Here is a 19358-nt window from a genome sequence, read left to right as displayed (position 1 = left end):
TTTTAGGGGATTATTGGTGTGCCAGACGGTTTAATCCATTCCAGAAATTCATCAGCACTTCAAGAACTTGAGCTGCACCACTGAGTAATTCATCCTTTGCTTGTTCATCGGTTGCTGCAGAAATCAGGGCATCTTGAATCCAATCGACATGATTACATTCGATGAGAATGTGAAGATAGAAATAATTAAAATCTTCATGTTCCCAGCTATCATATAGTCTGAACCCTTCATACAAGTTCACAATCATAGGATAGCCAAATTCTTCAATGACATAGTGTGCACCAATGGCATAATTTGGACTTTCTTTCAGAAATAGGCGCTCTAGATTCGATACTAGACTTTCAGCCTCTGGAATATAGCTAGCTTCCTTATAGTCATCGAGTGTTACACCAATCGCGGATAGTGATTTCTCAAACATAATATAATGTGGATCGCCATGACCATCACCTAGCTCGGAAACAACAGTTCTGGATATTTTTAAACGGATTAATTCATCTTCTACACGAGGGGCGAGCCCAGATAGTATTTGAGGGAAAGTTCGGATATAATAATAATATTGTTGAAATATTTCTTTTACTTTATTTAGAGGTAAGGGTTCCTGCTGAAAAGTTTTATAAAAATCATTATGATTGATTCCAGATTCTTCAATCATTTCTTTGATTGTTGATATTATTGATTTTCCTTGATTATTTATTTCGTTCATATCTTCCTCCAGAGCAACTGACATTTTAATGTGTGTTTTACATCTTAAACAAAAATGTAACATTTAATTAATCATCAAAAAAAAAGCAAGTCAATGGTTTTTTTTTGATTCTGTTTTGAGTTTTTTTTAAATGGTAGGATTTCTATTTAAAACAAATACTATTAATGTGTTTAGTATTATTTGTCGTTCAAAAATAATATAAATCATTAATTTTTAAAAAAATTAAAAATCATATGAATATATTTATTTTAAATATTAATCTAAGATAAATAGACTATGTTTTACGAGTGTGGTGGTTTTTTGTCCGTATTTGATAATCTGTTTTTGGTTATAAATTCTGATATTAATCCTATGGGAAAATATGAATCATAGGATTTATGAATCTGTGAGTATTAATATTTTTGCCTGATGAGACAGCAATATAGCCGTGATATTGAAGAGACAGGATGAATCTTTAAGGGGGGAAACACGGACAGCGGTAAGTCATTGGCCATAAAAAGTGCTCATAAAAAAAGTCACCGATATCGATCGATGACTTTTCGCATGATTCACTGCCAGTGCATCACAGCATTATTTGTTTTGCGCACGTTCATAAGAGGATTGGATCTCTGCGCGAGCTGATGCTGCATCTTCCCAGCCATCAACTTTTACCCATTTTCCTGACTCAAGCTCTTTGTAGCGCTCGAAGAAATGTTTGATTTGTGCTTTCAGCAGCTCAGGCAGATCGTTGACATCCTGAATATGGTCATATTCTTTGGTCAGTTTTGAGTGAGGTACGGCAACAACTTTTGCATCTTCACCTGATTCATCGGTCATTTTCAGCACACCGACAGGGCGGCAGCGAATCACAGCACCGGGAACCAGTGGATAAGGCGTCGGGACCAGTACGTCAACCGGGTCACCATCTAAAGAGAGCGTATTGTTTACATAACCGTAGTTACATGGGTAGAACATTGGTGTAGACATGAAGCGGTCTACAAATACAGCACCAGACTCTTTGTCTACTTCATATTTGATTGGATCAGCATTCGCCGGGATTTCAATGACGACATAGATATCATCAGGCAGAGACTTACCTGCTGGTACGTTATTCAAACTCATGAATGTATTCCTTACTGTTTAGCGGACGTTTTGAAGCGCCTATTATTATTCACTTCACCGTTGAACGCAAAAAGTGTTGATCACTGAACGTGACGGGATAAGAAAAAGCGCCCGGAGGCGCTTTATACAGAGAGGCTTAATTGTCTTGATGGGCTTCCAGAAATTCCTGAAGCTTGGTCACCATGTTTTTTGAACCGACAAAAAATGGCACCCGTTGGTGTAGCTCTTGCGGATCAAGGTCAAGAATCCGGTTCATACCATCAGTGGCGATACCACCGGCTTGCTCCATCAAAAATGCCATAGGATTACACTCGTAGAGCAGACGGAGTTTACCCTGTGGGTGACTGAGTGTACTTGGGTACAGATAGATCCCGCCTTTAAGCAAGTTACGGTGAAAATCAGCCACCAGTGAACCGATATAACGTGAGGTATAAGGACGATTATCTTCCGGCACGTTTTCCTGACAGTGTTTAATGTATTTTTTCACCCCGGTCGGGAAACGAATGTAGTTGCCTTCGTTAATCGAATAGATGCGGCCGTCTTCCGGGATCATCATATTCTCATGGGAGAGACAGAATGTGCCCAACGACGGATCGTAAGTAAAGCCGTTGACGCCATTACCTGTGGTGTACACCAACATGGTAGAAGAGCCGTAAATGACGTATCCGGCTGCGACCTGTTTATTGCCCGGTTGCAGAAAATCTTCAGCTGTCGGCGTGGTACCAATCGGGGAGACGCGACGGTAAATTGAAAAAATCGTTCCGACCGACACATTCACGTCAATATTGGTTGAGCCGTCAAGCGGATCCATCAACACGACATACTTGGCATTCTTATTCAATTCTTTATTGAATATGATAGCCTCATCTTCTTCTTCACTCGCGACACCGCAGACTTGGTCTCGGGCCTCAAGCGCTGCTTTAAACTTCTCATTGGCATAAACATCGAGTTTCTGCTGATCTTCGCCCTGAATGTTCTCTGTACCGACAGCTCCGGTAATATCGACGAGCCCCGCTTTATTGATTTCACGGTTTACGATCTTTGCTGCCAAACGTATCGAAGCAAGAAGGGAAGAGAGCTCTCCGCTTGCATGAGGAAAATCGGTTTGTTTTTCAACAATGAATTCTCCTAAGGTTCTCATCTCTGACATGTTATTTCCTTGAAAAGCAATCATGAATACTTGCCATTAGTCTGAAAGACAGCAAATTGGCATTATGCAAATGGGCGATAGATGCCCTTTAAATAAGATTCTATGATCCAGATCTTATTTAAGGTAATAAAGTAACTGACTCAGATCTCATTTTTCATACAAGATACCGACAATCGTGAATCCTGCCAGACTGAGGGTAAAATCTCTGTCGGATTATCGATTTCCGGCTCGCTTTTATGGTGTGAATCATGATAATGAAGGGCAGTAAGATGAGCGAAAATCAGAGCAGAGGACTGAGGGATTCATGCACATACATATACTCGGAATTTGTGGCACATTTATGGGCGGCGTCGCGACGCTGGCGCGCCAGATGGGACATCGGGTTACCGGTTCCGATGCCAATGTTTATCCACCAATGAGCACTTTGCTGGAATCTCAAGGTATTGAAATTATAGAGGGTTTTGACGTAAATCAGCTTAATCCTCGTCCTGATTTAGTGGTGATCGGTAATGCACTGAGCCGTGGTAATCCCTGTGTTGAGTACGTCCTCAATCATCGTCTGCCCTATACGTCCGGACCGCAGTGGTTGAGTGAGTTTTTACTGCGGGAACGATGGGTACTGGCGGTTTCCGGCACCCATGGGAAAACCACCACAGCCAGTATGCTGAGTTGGATACTGGAATACTGCGGCTATCAGCCCGGTTTTCTGGTCGGAGGTGTGCTCGGCAACTTCGGAATTTCTGCCAGACTTGGTGAAAGTGACTTTTTTGTCGTTGAAGCCGATGAATATGACAGTGCTTTTTTCGATAAGCGATCTAAGTTTGTCCACTACCATCCGAACACCCTGATCCTGAACAATCTAGAGTTCGATCATGCTGATATCTTCGACGATCTTGCAGCGATTAAGAAACAATTTCATCACTTGGTCCGAACGGTTCCCGGCATTGGCCGTATCCTGTCACCCCAAGATGATCCCGCTTTAAATGATGTTTTAGACCAAGGATGCTGGAGCGAGCAAGAGTTTTGCGGTGAGAATGCAAACTGGAATGCAACAAAATTGTCAAAAGATGGATCATCGTTCCAAATATTGTTCAATGGTGAGATAGCTGGCACTGTGTCATGGGATTTGATCGGTGATCATAATGTACATAACGCAATCATGGCCGTCGCGGCAGCCCGACATGTTGGTGTCGTCCCAGCGATGGCTTGTGAAGCGTTGGGTCACTTTATTAATACTAAACGTCGTCTGGAACAGCGTGGCGAAGTGCGTGGCGTGACGGTTTATGATGACTTTGCCCATCATCCGACAGCCATTCAACAAACATTGGCGGGACTGCGTGCAAAAGTGGGCTCGCAACGGATTCTTGCGGTACTGGAACCACGCTCGGCAACGATGAAAATGGGTGTACATAAGCAGGTGCTGGCAGATGCCTTGGCTCAGGCTGATATGGTGTTTATTTACCAGCCGCAAGAACTGACATGGCCTGTTGCTGATGTGGTCGCACAGTGTCACCAGCCGGGATACGCGGCCGATGATATTGATGCGTTAGTGCAACAAGTGGTGCAGGTTGCGAATGCCGGGGATTCGATTCTGGTGATGAGCAATGGTGGTTTTGGTGGCATTCATGACAAACTGCTGCAACAGTTGGAGAGGGGTTATCATGAGTGATATTCAGCGAGAAAAAACAATTACATTAGCTTGGACCGGTGCTTCCGGGGCGCCTTACGGATTACGCTTACTTCAGCATTTGCTGGCCGCGGATTATCAGGTATATCTGTTGATCTCGTCAGCGGCAAGAGTGGTGCTGGCGACCGAGCACGGTTTGAAGCTTTCCGCTGCACCGGACAAAGCCCATCAGACGCTGGTGGAACATCTGCAATGCCGGAGTGAGCAGTTGGTTGTCTGTGGCAAAGAAGATTGGTTTTCTCCGGTTGCTTCCGGTTCATCCGCACCCAAACAAATGGTGGTTTGCCCATGCTCTGCCGGGAGTGTAGCGTCGATTGCCTATGGTATGTCAGACAATTTGATTGAGCGCGCTGCTGATGTGGTGATCAAAGAAAAAGGACAACTGCTGCTGGTGGTACGGGAAACACCGTTTTCAACCATCCATTTAGAAAACATGTTGAAGCTGTCGCAGGTTGGTGTGACCATCATGCCGGCTGCGCCCGGATTTTATCATCAGCCTCAGTCGATCGATGATTTAGTCGATTTTATGGTCGCGCGGATTCTTGACCATCTAGGGATCGAGCAGACTGTGGTGCCGCGCTGGGGATATCAGCACTGAATCATCAGTAGCACATTGATTCAATTCACAGTAAAATTGTCCGCACTCATCGGGGAGCTTCGATGACAAACAACCGATTCGGTATGTTGTCATGGTGCTGAGATTGGGCGATTGCCCGGAACCCGCAACGACCTGAACCAGATAATGCTGGCGTAGGAATTGAGTTTGGTCTGCCCTTTTTGAGGCCTGCCTCAACCCTGTGCCGCTCGTATCAAGGAGAGCGAGCCGTGACATTGAACTATTCTAAAGCCTCTATTTATGCAGGCATCTTCATCTTAAGTTTGACCACCGGATTGGTGCAGGCTAAGTCCCCTGAACTGACCGTGTATACCTATGATTCTTTTACCTCGGAATGGGGCCCCGGGCCTGCGATTAAGCAAGCATTTGAGGCGCGCTGTCACTGTGAGCTGAACTATGTGGCACTCGACGATGGAGTCTCAATTCTCAATCGTCTGCGCCTTGAAGGCAATCATAGTCAGGCGGATATCGTTCTGGGGCTGGATGACAGCCTGATGGCAGAAGCCAAACAGACGGGACTGTTAGCCAAACATCATGTCGATACCACAGCATTAACGCTCCCCAACGGCTGGCATGATGATGTGTTCATTCCTTACGATTATGGTTATTTTGCTTTTGTTTACCGTAAGGATTTACTCCCCAATCCGCCACACAGTCTTAAAGCACTGGTTGAACAAGCGCCTGATTTGAAAATCATCTATCAGGATCCGCGGACATCGACTCCGGGTCAGGGACTGCTGTTATGGATGAAATCCGTCTACGGTGATCAGGCGGCTCAAGCCTGGCAACAATTGGCGGAGAAAACGGTCACGGTCACCAAAGGTTGGTCGGAAGCCTATTCGATGTTTCTCAAAGGCGAATCTGATATGGTCCTGTCGTACACCACTTCACCGGCCTATCATCAGGTTGCTGAGCAGGATGATCGCTATGCGGCCGCTGAGTTTTCGGAAGGTCATTACATGCAGGTCGAAGTGGCTGCGAAATTGGCGGGTAGTCCACATCAGGCGCTTGCCGATCAGTTTATGCAGTTTATCTTGAGCGATGATTTTCAGTCAGTCATTCCGACGACGAACTGGATGTATCCGGTGACATCGGTCGCGCTGCCGGATGCTTACAGTCATCTTTCTATACCGAAGAAAGCATTACAGTTTTCTGCGCCGCAGATTGCAGAAAATCGTAAACATTGGATTCGTGAGTGGCAAACAGCGCTCACGCAGGCACGGTAATTGGTACGGTGATCCTGCAACGGGTTCCCCGAATCGGGCTCTGGGTTGCGACGGGTGTCGTGGTCTTTATCCTGAGTGCATTCGGGGCATTACTGGTTCATGCATCCGGTCTCGAACTGATGACTGTGCTGAGTGACCCTTATTATCTCCATGTCACGCGGTTTAGTTTTTATCAGGCATTGTTATCCATGTTGCTGAGTGTGATTCCGGCGATTCCGGTTGCCTTGGCTTTACACCGTCGCGCTTTTCCCGGCCGCGATTTTCTGATCAAACTTTTTTCGACCACATTGGTGATACCGGTGTTAGTCGGGGTGTTTGGTTTGCTGGCGATTTATGGCCGCAGCGGTTTTTTAGCCGATGCACTGCATACACTGGATCTGGATTTCAGCTTTTCAGTTTATGGTTTGAATGGCATCTTGCTGGCGCATGTTTTTTTTAATCTGCCTTATGCCAGCCGGTTGTTTTTACATACGCTGGAAATGATCCCCAGAGAGCAGTCACTATTAGCCTGTCATCTGGGGATGACACCGTGGCAAGTGTTTCGTTATGTCAACTGGCCACGGATTCGTCAGCAGATGCCCCATGTCGCCGGATTGGTTTTCATGTTGTGTTTTACCAGCTTTGCGACCGTAATGGCATTGGGGGGCGGGCCGCAGTCTACCACTATTGAACTGGCTATCTATCAGGCGATTAAGTTTGATTTTGATCTGCGCGCCGGTGCCATGTTAGCACTGTGGCAAATGTTACTGTGTGGGGTGTTGGCTTTCATGCTGCAAAGCCTGACGAAAACTATCAACGCGAGTAGTCAGGGAGATTCTCCCCGCCAGCCGTTATTTCGTGATAGTCGTTGGGCACGTTACTGGGATTGCGGATGGATTATTGGCTGTGGACTGTTAGTGTTGCCGCCGCTCGCCATGGTGATGATTTCCGGCCTCAATTCACACCTATGGGTAGTGCTGAGTGGCGCGGGTTTTTGGCAGGCATTCGGGAGCTCTTTGCGTGTTGCGGTCGTGGCCGGCTCTCTCGCTCTGGTTGCGGGTATCGGTGTTTTGCTGACGAGCCGGAGTTGGCGGCTGTATCATCAACGGCGGCGTGCCGATATGCTGGAAACGGTCGGCATGATGGTTTTGGTCACACCGGGTTTGGTGATCAGTACCGGGCTCTTTCTGCTGTTACGCACTTTTACTAATGCGTTTGATTTTGCCTATTGGGTCGTTGTGGCGGTCAATGCCATGATGGCTTTGCCTTATGTGATTAAAACCTTACAACAACCGTTGTGGATGTTGGCGCAGCAGTATCAGTATCTGTGCGCCAGTCTGGGAATGCAGGGATGGCGTCGTTTTTGGCTGGTGGAGTGGCGTGCCGTGAGAAAGCCGATTATTCACGCATGGGTGATCAGCTTTTTGGTGGCGATGGGGGATTTGAGTGCCATCGCGTTATTTGGCAGTCAGGATTTCAGAACCTTGCCACTTTATCTTTATCAGTTACTGGGAAGCTATCAGATGGAATCCGCTGCTGTGGTGGCCGGTTGTTTATTGATCATCAGTCTCGGATGCTTTTTCATTGCGGAGCGCCTGTTTCGGCGCGGGGGATATATCAATGCTGACACTTGATCAGGTGCGTTATGAATATCAACAGGAATGGTTTGATTTCTCGCTTGCTGTGCCGCAAGGTAGTATCTGGGCTCTGATGGGGCCGAGTGGGGCCGGGAAATCGACGCTGTTAAGTCTGGTTGCCGGGTTTATTGCGCCGAAGTCCGGTGATATCCGGGTTGATGATCAGTCGGTGTTGGCACTGCCGCCGTATGAGCGTCCATTCTCGATGCTATTTCAGGAGCACAATCTTTTTTCTCATTTATCGGTGCGTGACAATATCGGACTGGGACTGCATCCGGGGTTAAAACTGACGCGTAAAGACTGGGATAAAGTCGGACATGCTGCGTATCAGGTTGGCATCGAAACACTGTTAGACCGACGGCCGGAACAGTTGTCCGGCGGGCAACGGCAGCGGGTTGCGCTGGCGCGTTGTTTTGTACAGGAACGTTCACACTGGCTGTTGGATGAACCATTCTCAGCATTAGATCCGATTTTACGGGCTGATATGCTGGCTTTGGTCAGACGTTTGGCCAATGAGCGGAATATTTCGGTGCTGATGGTTACACATCATGTCAATGATGCCAAAAATATGGCCAGCCATTTTGCCTATATCGATGAGAATCATGTTCAGGTGACCGGAGAAATCGAGGGGTTGACTGCATCGCACCCGAGCGAGTCGCTGAATGCGTTTATCCGTGCGGGAAATTGAGGATGAAAGTGCCATGCCTTTATCACGGCATGACGCCTTCATCGCGTAGATATTGATATTACTCCGAAGTTTCTTCTAACGATTTCAGGAGTTGGAAGATCTCTCTGGCTGATTTTGATGATTTTCCGCTCTGCTGTTCTTTTTTCGCCTGACGAATCAGATGACGCAGTTGCTGACGGTCCACTTCAGGATACTTTTCTATCACGGTATTGATGGCCGTATCCCCCTCCTCAATCAATTGATCCCGCTGTTGTTCCAAACGGTGGAACGCGGCGGTTGCCTGAGCATGTTTGTTACGGTACTTATCCAAGGCTGCCTGAATCGGTTCCACATCGATATGACGCATCAAACGGCCAATATACTGAAGCTGTCGTCTTCTCGCTTCATTCTTAAAGCGTTGTGCATCTTTGATTGCCTCGGCAAGCTCGGCCGGCAACGGGAACTTCTCCAAAGAGGCCGGCTTGAGTTCAACCAGTGCTTCCCCGAGTTGTTGCAACTCAATCATGTCATTCTTCATTTCGGTTTTACTGACCCAAATGATCTCTTCTTCCTCTTCCCAGGGAGCTTTTTGATTTTTTCGCGCCATAGTCTCTAACTTATCTGCTTATCAATGTCTGTTATTTTAGCAAGAATCGTGGGGAGAACGAGAATTTCTTGTTATGCTATCGAAATAGTTTCAAGAAGAGACATCAGTTATGAATGTAAAACAGCAAGTTGCACAACAGCGAAGTGAGCTTGAAGCTGCAGTCGCGAAAGCTTTAGAGCTTGCATCGTCACAAGCGGACGCCGCAGAAGTGGCGATTACCAAGAGTACGGGGCTCAGTGTTTCAACCCGTTTTTGTGAAGTCGAGAATGTTGAGTTTAACAGTGATGGTGCCTTGGGGATTACAGTTTACCGGGGTCAACGCAAAGGCAGTGCTTCGACATCCGATCTGAGTGAACAGGCGATTCAGCAGACTGTACTGGCTGCATTGGATATTGCCCACTATACCTCGGAAGATCCGTTTGCCGGCCCTGCACCAAAAGAGTTGATGGTGCAAGAGATCCCGGATCTGGATCTGTTCCACCCGGATGAACCGAATCCGGATGAGGCTGCCAGCATTGCGATTGCCGCAGAAAGAGCCGCGCTCGATTACAGCACCAAGATCAAACAGAGTGATGGCGCGAGTTATGACAGCCACTACGGTGTCAAAGTCTACGGCAATAGTCATGGCCTGCTTGCCAGTTATACATCCAGCCGTCACAGTATCAGTTGCTGTGTGATTGGTCAGGGCAAACAGGATCACATGGAGCGAGATTACAGCTATACCATTGCGCGCCATAAAGATGATCTGTGGACTCCGCAACAAGTCGGTCAACTTGCGGCCGAGCGAACCGTGAATCGGTTGGATCCGCAAAAACTGAAAACCGGTCATTATCCGGTGATGTTTGCTCCGGAAATTGCGACCGGCCTGATCGGCCATTTCGTGATGGCGATTTCCGGTGGCAATTTATATCGTAAGTCATCATTCTTGCTGGATCATCTGGGCGAGAAAATTTTCCCGGACTGGTTTTCGATTGCTGAGCGACCACATATTCTGCGTGGATTGGCTTCCAGCCCGTTTGACAGTGAAGGTCTGGCCACACGGGATTTAGACATCGTCACCGATGGGGTGTTAGAGACTTATTTGCTGACCAGTTATGCTGCGAGAAAGTTGAATATGACGCCGACCGGCCATGCCGGCGGAATTCACAACTGGTTTGTGAAATCCTCCGGTGAGCAGGATTTCCAGCAGATGCTGAAAGCAATGGGTACCGGTTTCTTGGTCACTGAAGTGATGGGACAGGGCGTGAATATTGTTACCGGTGATTACTCACGTGGTGCTGCCGGTTTCTGGGTTGAAAATGGCGAGATTCAGTATCCAGTATCTGGCATCACCATTGCCGCGGGGCTGAAAGATATGTTTAGCAACATCGTTGCAGTCGGCAATGATGTTGATGTGCGTTCTCAGATTCAGACCGGTTCTATTCTGATTGAATCAATGAAGGTAGCCGGGGAATAATTATTCTTCTTCCATCAAATCGATTGAAGCGGGCTTGATAGCCCGCTTTTTCTTAATACGATAATTATCAGTGACTGGTATTTATTTTGAGTAAAATATCACGAGTCACAACAAAGCACTGCAACATCTTGAATTGCTATGTTAATTTATAGCAAATTTTTCCAGTTCTTCTTCATGGTTTTCAGCGTAGTCCGATTTGTGTCGCTGAGTGAATCATCGATTCTGTCGGTAAGGAATAAAGTCATGTTATCTCCTCAAGAGCGTGCTGCAATTAAGCAAGATATTCAATCCAACCAGCATGAAATCTATGTCATCTCATTTGAAGAGATGGATAATATTGTGAAATATTCACCTCATGCTTATTCGAAGACTGTGAAAGATACTTGGAAGAAACTAAGAGACAGAGCTGGAGATGGGGCAAACTGGTATTCTACAGCAGATGATGGCCTAACCCTCGTAAAACTGATTAGTGATTTGGGTGGTATTGGAACCAAAGCTTATATAAAGACCTATGGTGGTAAACCACATATTATTTTAAAGGGTAATCCTCGTTTGAGAACAGTGTTGACTGGGACAAAATATGGAGTGAAAAACGCCAAGGTCGTGACAATGGGTTTAGGAAAAGCTGCGGCGATTAGTGGTGCAAAAGCTGGTGGCGTGCTTTCCGTTATTTTAATGAGCGCCTATCGGATTGCTGATTATGTTTTAACTGATGAAATAACGTTATCTCGATTAATTGGATCTTTGGCTACTGATGTGGTGAAGATTGGGATTGTAACGGGAGCTTCTATCGTAGCAGCCTACGGAGCTGGATTGCTTTCTTTTGCCATTGGGCCGCTTGCTGCTGTTGTAATTATCGGTTTTGTTGGAAATATAGCTTTAACCTATATTGATAATCATTACCATATTACTGATAGAGTCGTTGAGGTTTTAGATGAAATGGGAAATGGCGTTAATAATTATCTTGCTCGGGCTAAACATCAATTTGAAGATACAATGGCACGTGCTGCCGGTTCTGTGATTGATTATGTACTGGAGTCAGCGCAACAGATGATAATTGATTTTACTAAACATTCAATTGATCGATTTTTGTCTCCTCAACCAAAGGTATATTTCTAGTGAAAGAAGAAGTTACTATTCCTAAGTTATTATTAGCATTATTGTTTTTTTTAGGTTTTGCTTTATTCGCTTTCCTTGCTTTTGGGATTGCCTTATATCAGTTAATTGACAGTTTAATTGAATTACCAAGCGTGATTGAGTTTGACCGTGGGGCTATGTATGGATTTGGAGGGGGAATTGGACTCTCTAGTTTCTGTGTTGCTTTTGTAATCTTGATATTTTATCGAAAAATCTCACCAGCAGCTGAAAGTCGAATAGGAAAAGGAATAATTTATGGATTAGTATTAATGTTCATATTACCTATTGTTTCTGGCTTTACTATACCTTATTTAATAAAAAATCATGATTATCAACGGTGTGAAAAAGCAGAATACCAGCCTTCATGGCCAATATTTCGTGCTCATTTTTATACAGATACGTCTGCCACCTGTCAGCAACTAGTTCAAGAAATATCAGATAGGTACTGATTGAATGAAAAGAAAATCCGATTCACGGTTAACTTGGAAGGAAATAGTTGCCTATAGTATCTTTGTTCCTTTGGTTATAGTTTTTTTTGTTTATCCTGAGTACTATGTTGGTCACTTTATTTTCTTAGTCGCTAATCATTCACCTATTATTGAACTTTCCTTTACAGAGATACTTATGTTTTTGTGGGGGATTGGGATAGTTGTATATTCTACATCTGTTGGTTTTTTGAGAAAAATAAAATTTACGCCCAAAATAGAGTGGTGTCTGGAAAAGTTGAATTCTATGATTCTAAATTTATTTATTTTTGGCCCTTTTGTTTTATTCTGCTTCTCCGATAGTTTTATGGAAAAATATAATTATATGAATTGTGAAGAGTTGGAGGTTGTAGGATATAAACGTTCAAAATCTATCTATACAAATAGTCAACAAATCTGTGAACAGTTGATTGAAGAAAAGAAAAAAGCCGGGAGATATTAATTAAAAGGACTGAATTCATTATGTATTCAGTCTGTTTTTAACAACGATTATGTTTTCTATAACAATAAAGTGGTTTGCTTCAAAAGAAGCATAATCACTTTCACGATAAAAAGGTTGGTTCTTTATGGCACATGTAGCATACATGACAATCTCTGGTGAAAAACAGGGATTAATTTCTAGCGGGTGTAACACCAAAGACTCAATGGGGAATAAATATCAGGAATCCCATACGGATGAAATCACGATTCTTTCCTGTGATCATCATATGGCGAAGGCGCCGCATCAGCATGGAAAAAGTCATGCTCCGATTCGCATTATCAAGAATATTGATAAATCCAGTCCACTGTTATCTACGGCATTTGCCCGGCAGGAACATCTCGATTGTGTGATTCATTTTTACCGTACCAATGAACAGGGCTATAACGAAAAGTTTTATTCTATCGAACTGACGAAAGCGATTATCAGCGGCATGAGCTTTGCCCTGCCACATACCGTTCATGCGCATCAGGAAGAAATGCATGAAGTCATCGAACTCAGCTATCAGGAAATTGCCTGGCAGCACAGCATCAGCGGGACGATGGGATATGACAACTGGGATCAGGGTGGTTGGGGTGAATAATACTAACCCGTGAAATACGCGAAAAATATTGATGAATGTGATGGAACAAACATGCAAGGGCATAAATGCCCTTGCTTAAGCGCTCTGGAATATTTTAAGCGGTTTGTGGAATCACATTTATCAAGATCACAAAACACCTCAGGCGATAAAAATGGTCGCCAGTCCGAGAAAGACAAACAGACCAATCACGTCGGTAACGGTGGTGAGTGCCATCCCACCGGCGAGTGCAGGGTCAATTTTCATCTTTTTCAGTATGATCGGAATGGTAACCCCGGCGATACCCGCGACTGTCAGATTGGTTAACATGGCTGCGGAAATAATGCCTCCAAGTAACCAGTTGCCTTTCCACAGCACGACAATACCGCCAATCAGCAGTGCCCAGAGGCAGCCGTTGAGCAGACCGACCGCCGCTTCTTTGAGCAGCAGTTCTCGTTTGTTACTGTCACCGATGTGTCCCAAAGCCAATCCTCGAATCACCAGTGCAATGGTTTGGTTGCCGGCAACACCACCCATTGAGGGAACAATGGTCATCAGCACTGCGATCGAAGCCATCTGTTCGAGTGTGGTCTCAAACATATTCGATACCGAAGCCGCTGCCAGTGCCGCGAGAACATTCGCGCCCAACCAGATACTTCGTTTCCGGGCCGATTTCATCACCGGTGCGAACGTGTCTTCTTCATCGTCCATCCCCGCTAAACTCATCATCGAGTGCTCGGCATCTTCACGGATAACATCGACTACGTCATCAATGGTGATCCGGCCTAACAGATGTTGTTCAGCATTGACGACCGGTGCTGAAACCCAGTTGCGCCGTTCAAACAGACTGGCAACGTCAGAGTCTTTGGCATCGACCTGAATGGCTTCATCAGCATCTTCCATAATGTCGCAGATACGAACATCCGGTTGACTGGTTAATAAGCTGGCAAGAGAAAGATGACCGATGAGTTTACTCTCTTCATCAATCACATAAAGTGCGTCGGTTGCCTGTGGTAATTCGCCTTTCATCCGTAAATAACGCAGGACAACATCAACATCAACGTCGCCACGAATCGTGACAAAGTCGGTGTTCATCAGACCGCCGGCAGTATCCTCCGGATATGAGAGTGCCATTTCGACCCGAAGACGGTCGACATTATCCATCTGGGATAGAATTTCCCGGGAGAGACCATCAGGCAGACTTCGCAACACGTAAGCAAGGTCATCGGTATCCATGCCTTCAGTGGCTTCAGCCAGCCGTTCCGGCGCCATTTTGGACACCAGTGCGTCTTTGACGTCTTCACTGAGCTCATCGAGGATTTCACCATAGTCTTCCGGATCGGTCAGTTGCCAGAGGACATTACGACTTTTACGAGGTGAGGCTTCCAGAAGGTGAGCGATATCTTCTGGTTCCATGTCCTGAAGTTGGCGACGGACATGGACAAAACGACCATTTTCTAAGGCTTCTGTGACTTCCCGGAGGGTAAGGTGAGCCTGATCAAACTCAATATGCTCTGCCATAACTTCCCCCTGTGCCGTATTTATTATGTAAGTGACATAGTAACTTAATTCTATGCCTGATTTAATAAGAAGTTATTGCAGGATGAAATTTATTTTGCGTTAAAATAGTCGGTTAATCTTCTTCTTCGAATTTATCTTCGATTAAACAGCAAACCGCGTCTAATGCCGGTTCCGCTTCACTGCCTTCAGCAGAGATGGTGACATATTGCCCCTGAGCTGATTCAAGCATCAGGAGTCCCATCACGCCATCTGCGATGGCTTCTTTTCCTTCCTGACTCCGAATGGTCAGAATGGCATCGAATGATTGGGCCAACTCCACAAGTTTAACGGCCGCTCTGGCATGAAGTCCTAGCTTATTCTGAATTAAAACCGTTTTACTGAGTTGTGGCATCGCATGATCCTCTGTTGGCTTGTCTCAAGCGCTGGTTTTAGGTGTGATGTTTTTCAAGTGAAGTATGGCGAATTTGTACCTGATGTCCAAGTTGGGAGAAGTATTCCCCGATTTGTTGGGTCAGATAGACAGAACGATGTTTTCCGCCGGTACAGCCAATGGCAATGGTCAGATAACTACGATTATTCTTCTCCAGAGAGGGGAGCCAGTAATCAATGAATGACTGAATATGCTGGCGCATATCAATCACCTCTGTATGTTGTTCCAAGAATGATTTTACCGGTACATCGAGTCCGGTAAATGCACGTAATTCAGGTTGCCAGTGAGGATTTGGTAGAAAACGAACGTCGAAAACAAAATCAGCGTCACTGGGTAAACCATACTTAAAGCCAAACGATTCAAAAACGATGATCAGACGTTTACGCTCTCTTCCTTCAACCCGCATACGGATCGTTTCACTGAGTTCGTGAATCGATTTATTGGTACTGTCGAGCAGCATGTCTGCCTGTTTTTTCAACGGTGCGAGGATGCGTTTTTCTTGAGCGATGGCTTGCGCCAGAGTCAAATTATTGTTGTGTAAGGAGAGGGGATGAATCCGGCGGGTTTCACTATAGCGTTTGAGCAGTGCATCTTCGGTGGCATCAAGGAAAAGTACATTAACATCATGCGAGACAGACTCTTTCAGTGACCGGAAGGTTTCGCCGAGCAGTGACGGGTCATGGGGTAAGTTGCGGATATCAATACTGACCGCGACATTCTGTTTGCTGCCCTGTACCGATTGAAGGAAAGCATCCAATAAATCGATAGGGAGGTTATCGACACAATAGTATCCCAGATCTTCCAGCACTCTTAAGGCGACACTTTTGCCGGCACCGGATTGACCACTTACAACAATTAAGCGCATCGTGACATACTCAGAAAATTAAGACTGGTTGACCATGATATCATAAAGTTCTTGATCGTTTTCAGCTTTGCGAAGCTGCTTTAACACTTGCTTGTCATTCAGTCGTTCAGCCATTTGAGCGAGAGTTTTCAGATGGATTTGACATTGCTCTTCCGGGACAAACAAGGCAAATAGGATATCGACAGGGCGATTATCGATCGCATCAAAATCGATCGGCTCTTCACATTGAATGAGAACAGCAACCGCATTTTCACTGAATGTCATTCTTGCATGTGGGATGGCAATGCCGTTACCGATACCGGTACTGCCAACTTTTTCTCGGGAGAGCATATTTTCAAACAGTTCGGTTGCATTCTGGCCCGTATAATTGGCTGCGATTTCACTGATGATTTCTAACGCTCGTTTTTTGCTCGAACATTGGACTGCACTTTTCGTGCAGTCCAGAGACAGAACTTCATTGAGTTGCATGATTAATGACTACTTAATTTTTCTTTATGCTTATTCAGCTGACGGACTAACTTGTCAACCAGGCTATCGATTGCTGCATACATGTTTTCATCTTCAGAGGTCGCATGGATCTCTCCTTGATTGACATGAAGCGTCGCTTCAGCGATTTGTTGAAGTTTTTCAACACGTAAAATGACCTGTATGCTGTTGATATGGTCAAAAAACCGCTCAAGTTTATCAAATTTTGAGTGAACATAGTCTTGCATTGAATCGGTCAGATCAATGTGGTGGCCATTAATATTGATTTGCATAGACTTTCCTTCTCTGTTGGGCCTTTATAGCAGGCGTTTACGCTGACTCGATGGGGATATACCCAAAGACTCTCGGTACTTTGCAATGGTACGTCTAGCGACCTGAATCCCCTGATCAGCTAGTAGTGTTGCAATTTTACTGTCACTGAGTGGCTTCGCCGGATTTTCTGCGGCAACCAGTTTTTTGATCAGTGCGCGAATTGCGGTTGATGAACATTCTCCACCATTGTCTGTGCTTACGTGGCTAGAGAAAAAGTACTTCAGCTCGAATATGCCCCGAGGGGTATGCATAAACTTTTGGGTCGTGACCCGTGAGATGGTTGATTCATGCATGTCAACGGCAAGGGCGACATCATTCAGAACCATCGGTTTCATTGCTTCTTCCCCATACTCGAAGAAATCGTGCTGATGTTCAACTATACACTTGGCAACTTTGAGCAACGTCTCGTTTCGACTCTCTAAACTTTTAATTAACCATTTTGCTTCTTGTAAATTCGTTCGGATATAATTACTGTCTGCGCTATTTCCCCGTCCCAGTTCTGCGTATTGCTGGTTGATTTTTAATCTTGGCATACTGTCCGGATTGATGGTGACGACCCATTTTCCCCGGTCTTTGAAGACCGAAACATCCGGAATGACATACTCGGCATGTTCCGCGTTAATATCATTCCCGGGGCGTGGATTGAGTTCTTGAATGAGTTGCAAAGCAGCCCGTAATTCATCTTCTTTTAGCTTTGCTTCTTTTTGGATTAGTTTGTAATCCCGGTTTCCCAATTGATCTATGTGGTCAGTCAGCAGGCGTCTGGCTTCGTTGAGCCATGGTGTATCACTGGGATATGTTGCCAGTTGCAATAACAGACAGTCCTGTAGGTTCAATGATGCGACACCTAAAGGATCAAATTGCTGAATGCGTTTTCTGACTGCCTCGATTTCATCCAGCTCGATATCGTCATATTCTTCACTTTTGACACTTTCCAGAATGTCTTCAAGAGAGAGCGTCATATAGCCATAGTCGTCTATGGCATCAATGATCGCCAGAGCAATGGCTCGATCCGTGTCACTGAAGGGCGTTAAATCTAATTGCCACAGCAGGTAATCTTGTAGTGTCTGCGTGGTTTCACCCTGATAGACAGGTGTATCTTCATCAAGTGAAATACCGGTACTACCTGTATTGGCACTGTATACATCATCCCAAGTTGTATCGATTTCAAGTTCATTGCTTATTTCTGATTTTTCAATCATTTCTGAACTATCTTGTGGCTCCGGTTCGGTATCGGCCACATCAGCTGTTGCTTCTTTTAACGCTTCTGCTTTTTCTTCTTGGGAATTGATTTCATCATGTGCATCTTCAACATCAAGTAGTGGGTTGGAATCGAGTGCTTCCTGAATCTCTTGCTGGAGATCTAACGTCGAAAGTTGCAGCAATCGAATCGCTTGCTGCAACTGAGGTGTCATGGCTAACTGTTGACCTAACTTGAGTTGTAGTGACGGTTTCATTCAGTTTCGATTGCCTTATTCTGTGTTGCCGTATTCTGATGTTTGTCTGACTCAAATTCCGCTCTTACTTTAATCATAGACGGAATTGTTCACCGAGATAAACCTGTTTGACCTGCTCGTTATTGAGAACTTCTTGAGGTGTTCCTTCTGCGATTAGGTTTCCTTGGCTTACGATATAGGCTTTTTCACAAACATCCAAGGTTTCCCTGACATTATGATCAGTAATCAAAACACCGAGTCCCCGATCCCTGAGGTGTTCAATAATTTTTTTGATATCAATGACTGAGATGGGGTCAACCCCGGCAAACGGTTCATCCAACAAAATGAATTGTGGGTTGGCAGCCAGCGCCCGGGCGATTTCTACGCGGCGTCGCTCACCACCGGAGAGTGCCATCCCGGCGCTGTAGCGAATGTGTCCGATATGGAATTCTTCCAGTAAGTCTTCGAGTCTATCCTGACGCTCCTCTCGCGAAAGTTTCTCCCGGGTTTGCAACACCGCCATGATGTTGTCTTCAACCGAGAGCTTGCGGAAAATAGATGCCTCTTGTGGCAGATAACCGATACCCATGCGAGAGCGCTGGTGCATTGGCAGAACACTGATGTCTTTGTCATCAATTTGGATCGAGCCTTCATCTCGGGCAACGAGGCCGACAATCATGTAAAACGAAGTTGTCTTACCCGCACCATTCGGACCCAGCAGGCCGACAATCTGTCCGGACTCTACCTGTAGGCTGACATCAGAGACGACTTTTCTCTTTTTATAGCTTTTGGCTAAATGCTCTGCTTTTAGTATGGCCAT

The 19358-nt window shown here is 45.4% G+C and carries 21 protein-coding genes and 1 riboswitch; of the genes, 10 read left to right on the top strand and 11 right to left on the bottom strand.

The annotated features are described in order from the left end of the window. Window positions 1–10: 10 nt before the first annotated feature. The 3 genes from AC55NX_RS07220 to fbp all read right to left on the bottom strand — a co-directional run bounded on the left by AC55NX_RS07220 (window position 11) and on the right by fbp (window position 2954). Window positions 11–703: an iron-containing redox enzyme family protein gene (locus AC55NX_RS07220; RefSeq protein WP_311846135.1), complete on the bottom strand. Its 693-nt coding sequence runs from the start codon at window positions 701–703 to the stop codon at window positions 11–13. Window positions 704–1273: 570 nt separating this feature from the next. Continuing rightward, complete coding sequence (gene ppa / locus AC55NX_RS07215; protein WP_038179066.1) at window positions 1274–1804, bottom strand: inorganic diphosphatase; 531 nt, start codon at window positions 1802–1804, stop codon at window positions 1274–1276. A gap of 136 nt (window positions 1805–1940) precedes the next feature. Beyond that, complete coding sequence (gene fbp, locus AC55NX_RS07210; RefSeq protein ID WP_059119796.1) at window positions 1941–2954, bottom strand: class 1 fructose-bisphosphatase; 1014 nt, start codon at window positions 2952–2954, stop codon at window positions 1941–1943. A gap of 304 nt (window positions 2955–3258) precedes the next feature. Between fbp and mpl the strand changes: the two genes are divergently transcribed. The 5 genes from mpl to thiQ all read left to right on the top strand — a co-directional run bounded on the left by mpl (window position 3259) and on the right by thiQ (window position 8787). Beyond that, window positions 3259–4623 carry a UDP-N-acetylmuramate:L-alanyl-gamma-D-glutamyl-meso-diaminopimelate ligase gene (gene mpl / locus AC55NX_RS07205; protein ID WP_496995125.1) on the top strand — a complete coding sequence of 455 codons (1365 nt, stop codon included), beginning with the start codon at window positions 3259–3261 and terminating at the stop codon, window positions 4621–4623. After that, entirely contained in the window at window positions 4616–5239 is a 624-nt protein-coding gene (locus AC55NX_RS07200) for a flavin prenyltransferase UbiX (protein ID WP_059119798.1), read from the top strand. Before mpl ends, AC55NX_RS07200 begins: the two co-directional genes overlap by 8 nt. A gap of 40 nt (window positions 5240–5279) precedes the next feature. Further along, window positions 5280–5415, top strand: a riboswitch (TPP riboswitch). A 90-nt stretch (window positions 5416–5505) separates the two neighbouring features. Continuing rightward, complete coding sequence (gene thiB / locus AC55NX_RS07195) at window positions 5506–6483, top strand: thiamine ABC transporter substrate binding subunit (RefSeq protein ID WP_496995201.1); 978 nt, start codon at window positions 5506–5508, stop codon at window positions 6481–6483. A 14-nt stretch (window positions 6484–6497) separates the two neighbouring features. Beyond that, entirely contained in the window at window positions 6498–8096 is a 1599-nt protein-coding gene (thiP, locus tag AC55NX_RS07190) for a thiamine/thiamine pyrophosphate ABC transporter permease ThiP (RefSeq protein ID WP_496995200.1), read from the top strand. Continuing rightward, window positions 8083–8787 carry a thiamine ABC transporter ATP-binding protein gene (gene thiQ / locus AC55NX_RS07185; protein ID WP_496995124.1) on the top strand — a complete coding sequence of 235 codons (705 nt, stop codon included), beginning with the start codon at window positions 8083–8085 and terminating at the stop codon, window positions 8785–8787. The genes thiP and thiQ overlap by 14 nt, the downstream gene beginning before the upstream one ends. A 58-nt stretch (window positions 8788–8845) precedes the next feature. Here thiQ and yjgA read toward each other — a convergent pair whose 3' ends face one another. Further along, on the bottom strand, window positions 8846–9373 hold the full coding sequence (gene yjgA / locus AC55NX_RS07180; RefSeq protein WP_496995123.1) for a ribosome biogenesis factor YjgA: 528 nt from the start codon (window positions 9371–9373) through the stop codon (window positions 8846–8848). Window positions 9374–9482: 109 nt separating this feature from the next. Here yjgA and pmbA point away from each other — a divergent pair, with 109 nt between their 5' ends. The 5 genes from pmbA (at window position 9483) to AC55NX_RS07155 (ending at window position 13512) form a co-directional block, all read left to right on the top strand. Beyond that, window positions 9483–10829 (top strand): metalloprotease PmbA, encoded by a 1347-nt coding sequence (gene pmbA / locus AC55NX_RS07175; protein WP_496995122.1) that lies wholly within the window; start codon window positions 9483–9485, stop codon window positions 10827–10829. A 243-nt stretch (window positions 10830–11072) separates the two neighbouring features. Next, window positions 11073–11948: a hypothetical protein gene (locus AC55NX_RS07170; protein WP_059119801.1), complete on the top strand. Its 876-nt coding sequence runs from the start codon at window positions 11073–11075 to the stop codon at window positions 11946–11948. Further along, a complete protein-coding gene (locus tag AC55NX_RS07165) occupies window positions 11948–12415 on the top strand; it encodes a DUF1240 domain-containing protein (RefSeq protein WP_059119802.1) in 468 nt (155 codons plus the stop codon). Before AC55NX_RS07170 ends, AC55NX_RS07165 begins: the two co-directional genes overlap by 1 nt. Window positions 12416–12419: 4 nt before the next feature. After that, on the top strand, window positions 12420–12893 hold the full coding sequence (locus AC55NX_RS07160; protein WP_496995121.1) for a hypothetical protein: 474 nt from the start codon (window positions 12420–12422) through the stop codon (window positions 12891–12893). 124 nt (window positions 12894–13017) lie between these two features. Beyond that, window positions 13018–13512, top strand: coding sequence for an Hcp family type VI secretion system effector (locus AC55NX_RS07155; protein WP_059119804.1), 495 nt, complete (start codon window positions 13018–13020; stop codon window positions 13510–13512). 138 nt (window positions 13513–13650) lie between these two features. On the opposite strand, the gene mgtE is transcribed toward AC55NX_RS07155, so the two are convergent. The 7 genes from mgtE to lptB form a co-directional block, all read right to left on the bottom strand. Further along, window positions 13651–15009, bottom strand: coding sequence for a magnesium transporter (mgtE, locus tag AC55NX_RS07150; protein ID WP_496995120.1), 1359 nt, complete (start codon window positions 15007–15009; stop codon window positions 13651–13653). Window positions 15010–15121: 112 nt separating this feature from the next. Beyond that, window positions 15122–15400 carry an HPr family phosphocarrier protein gene (locus AC55NX_RS07145; RefSeq protein ID WP_496995119.1) on the bottom strand — a complete coding sequence of 93 codons (279 nt, stop codon included), beginning with the start codon at window positions 15398–15400 and terminating at the stop codon, window positions 15122–15124. Window positions 15401–15437: 37 nt separating this feature from the next. Beyond that, window positions 15438–16304 (bottom strand): RNase adapter RapZ, encoded by an 867-nt coding sequence (rapZ, locus tag AC55NX_RS07140; RefSeq protein ID WP_496995118.1) that lies wholly within the window; start codon window positions 16302–16304, stop codon window positions 15438–15440. Window positions 16305–16322: 18 nt separating this feature from the next. Continuing rightward, window positions 16323–16772, bottom strand: coding sequence for a PTS IIA-like nitrogen regulatory protein PtsN (gene ptsN / locus AC55NX_RS07135; protein WP_496995117.1), 450 nt, complete (start codon window positions 16770–16772; stop codon window positions 16323–16325). 2 nt (window positions 16773–16774) lie between these two features. Beyond that, the gene (gene hpf, locus AC55NX_RS07130; protein WP_496995116.1) at window positions 16775–17062 is read right to left on the bottom strand and encodes a ribosome hibernation promoting factor; all 288 of its coding nucleotides are present in this window, start codon (window positions 17060–17062) and stop codon (window positions 16775–16777) included. 24 nt (window positions 17063–17086) lie between these two features. Then, the gene (locus AC55NX_RS07125) at window positions 17087–18559 is read right to left on the bottom strand and encodes an RNA polymerase factor sigma-54 (RefSeq protein ID WP_496995115.1); all 1473 of its coding nucleotides are present in this window, start codon (window positions 18557–18559) and stop codon (window positions 17087–17089) included. Between the two features lie 73 nt (window positions 18560–18632). Next, window positions 18633–19358, bottom strand: a complete 726-nt coding sequence (gene lptB, locus AC55NX_RS07120) for an LPS export ABC transporter ATP-binding protein (protein WP_496995114.1) — start codon at window positions 19356–19358, stop codon at window positions 18633–18635.

It is taken from the genome of Vibrio rubrogenes, from assembly GCF_059641415.1.
The sequence above is the reverse complement of the archived record's forward strand: the minus strand, read 5'-3'. Positions and strand labels throughout refer to the sequence as shown.

What these genes read in the sequence shown, in the direction of transcription:
- ppa (WP_038179066.1), bottom strand. Translation starts at nt 1,804, where the DNA reads ATGAGTTTGAATAACGTACCAGCAGGTAAGTCTCTGCCTGATGATATC.
- lptB (WP_496995114.1), bottom strand. Translation starts at nt 19,358, where the DNA reads ATGGCCATACTAAAAGCAGAGCATTTAGCCAAAAGCTATAAAAAGAGA.
- AC55NX_RS07200 (WP_059119798.1), top strand. Translation starts at nt 4,616, where the DNA reads ATGAGTGATATTCAGCGAGAAAAAACAATTACATTAGCTTGGACCGGT.
- AC55NX_RS07160 (WP_496995121.1), top strand. Translation starts at nt 12,420, where the DNA reads ATGAAAAGAAAATCCGATTCACGGTTAACTTGGAAGGAAATAGTTGCC.
- AC55NX_RS07220 (WP_311846135.1), bottom strand. Translation starts at nt 703, where the DNA reads ATGAACGAAATAAATAATCAAGGAAAATCAATAATATCAACAATCAAA.
- mgtE (WP_496995120.1), bottom strand. Translation starts at nt 15,009, where the DNA reads ATGGCAGAGCATATTGAGTTTGATCAGGCTCACCTTACCCTCCGGGAA.
- AC55NX_RS07170 (WP_059119801.1), top strand. Translation starts at nt 11,073, where the DNA reads ATGTTATCTCCTCAAGAGCGTGCTGCAATTAAGCAAGATATTCAATCC.
- AC55NX_RS07125 (WP_496995115.1), bottom strand. Translation starts at nt 18,559, where the DNA reads ATGAAACCGTCACTACAACTCAAGTTAGGTCAACAGTTAGCCATGACA.
- thiQ (WP_496995124.1), top strand. Translation starts at nt 8,083, where the DNA reads ATGCTGACACTTGATCAGGTGCGTTATGAATATCAACAGGAATGGTTT.
- AC55NX_RS07145 (WP_496995119.1), bottom strand. Translation starts at nt 15,400, where the DNA reads ATGCCACAACTCAGTAAAACGGTTTTAATTCAGAATAAGCTAGGACTT.
- yjgA (WP_496995123.1), bottom strand. Translation starts at nt 9,373, where the DNA reads ATGGCGCGAAAAAATCAAAAAGCTCCCTGGGAAGAGGAAGAAGAGATC.
- ptsN (WP_496995117.1), bottom strand. Translation starts at nt 16,772, where the DNA reads ATGCAACTCAATGAAGTTCTGTCTCTGGACTGCACGAAAAGTGCAGTC.
- rapZ (WP_496995118.1), bottom strand. Translation starts at nt 16,304, where the DNA reads ATGCGCTTAATTGTTGTAAGTGGTCAATCCGGTGCCGGCAAAAGTGTC.
- AC55NX_RS07155 (WP_059119804.1), top strand. Translation starts at nt 13,018, where the DNA reads ATGGCACATGTAGCATACATGACAATCTCTGGTGAAAAACAGGGATTA.
- pmbA (WP_496995122.1), top strand. Translation starts at nt 9,483, where the DNA reads ATGAATGTAAAACAGCAAGTTGCACAACAGCGAAGTGAGCTTGAAGCT.
- hpf (WP_496995116.1), bottom strand. Translation starts at nt 17,062, where the DNA reads ATGCAAATCAATATTAATGGCCACCACATTGATCTGACCGATTCAATG.
- fbp (WP_059119796.1), bottom strand. Translation starts at nt 2,954, where the DNA reads ATGTCAGAGATGAGAACCTTAGGAGAATTCATTGTTGAAAAACAAACC.
- mpl (WP_496995125.1), top strand. Translation starts at nt 3,259, where the DNA reads ATGCACATACATATACTCGGAATTTGTGGCACATTTATGGGCGGCGTC.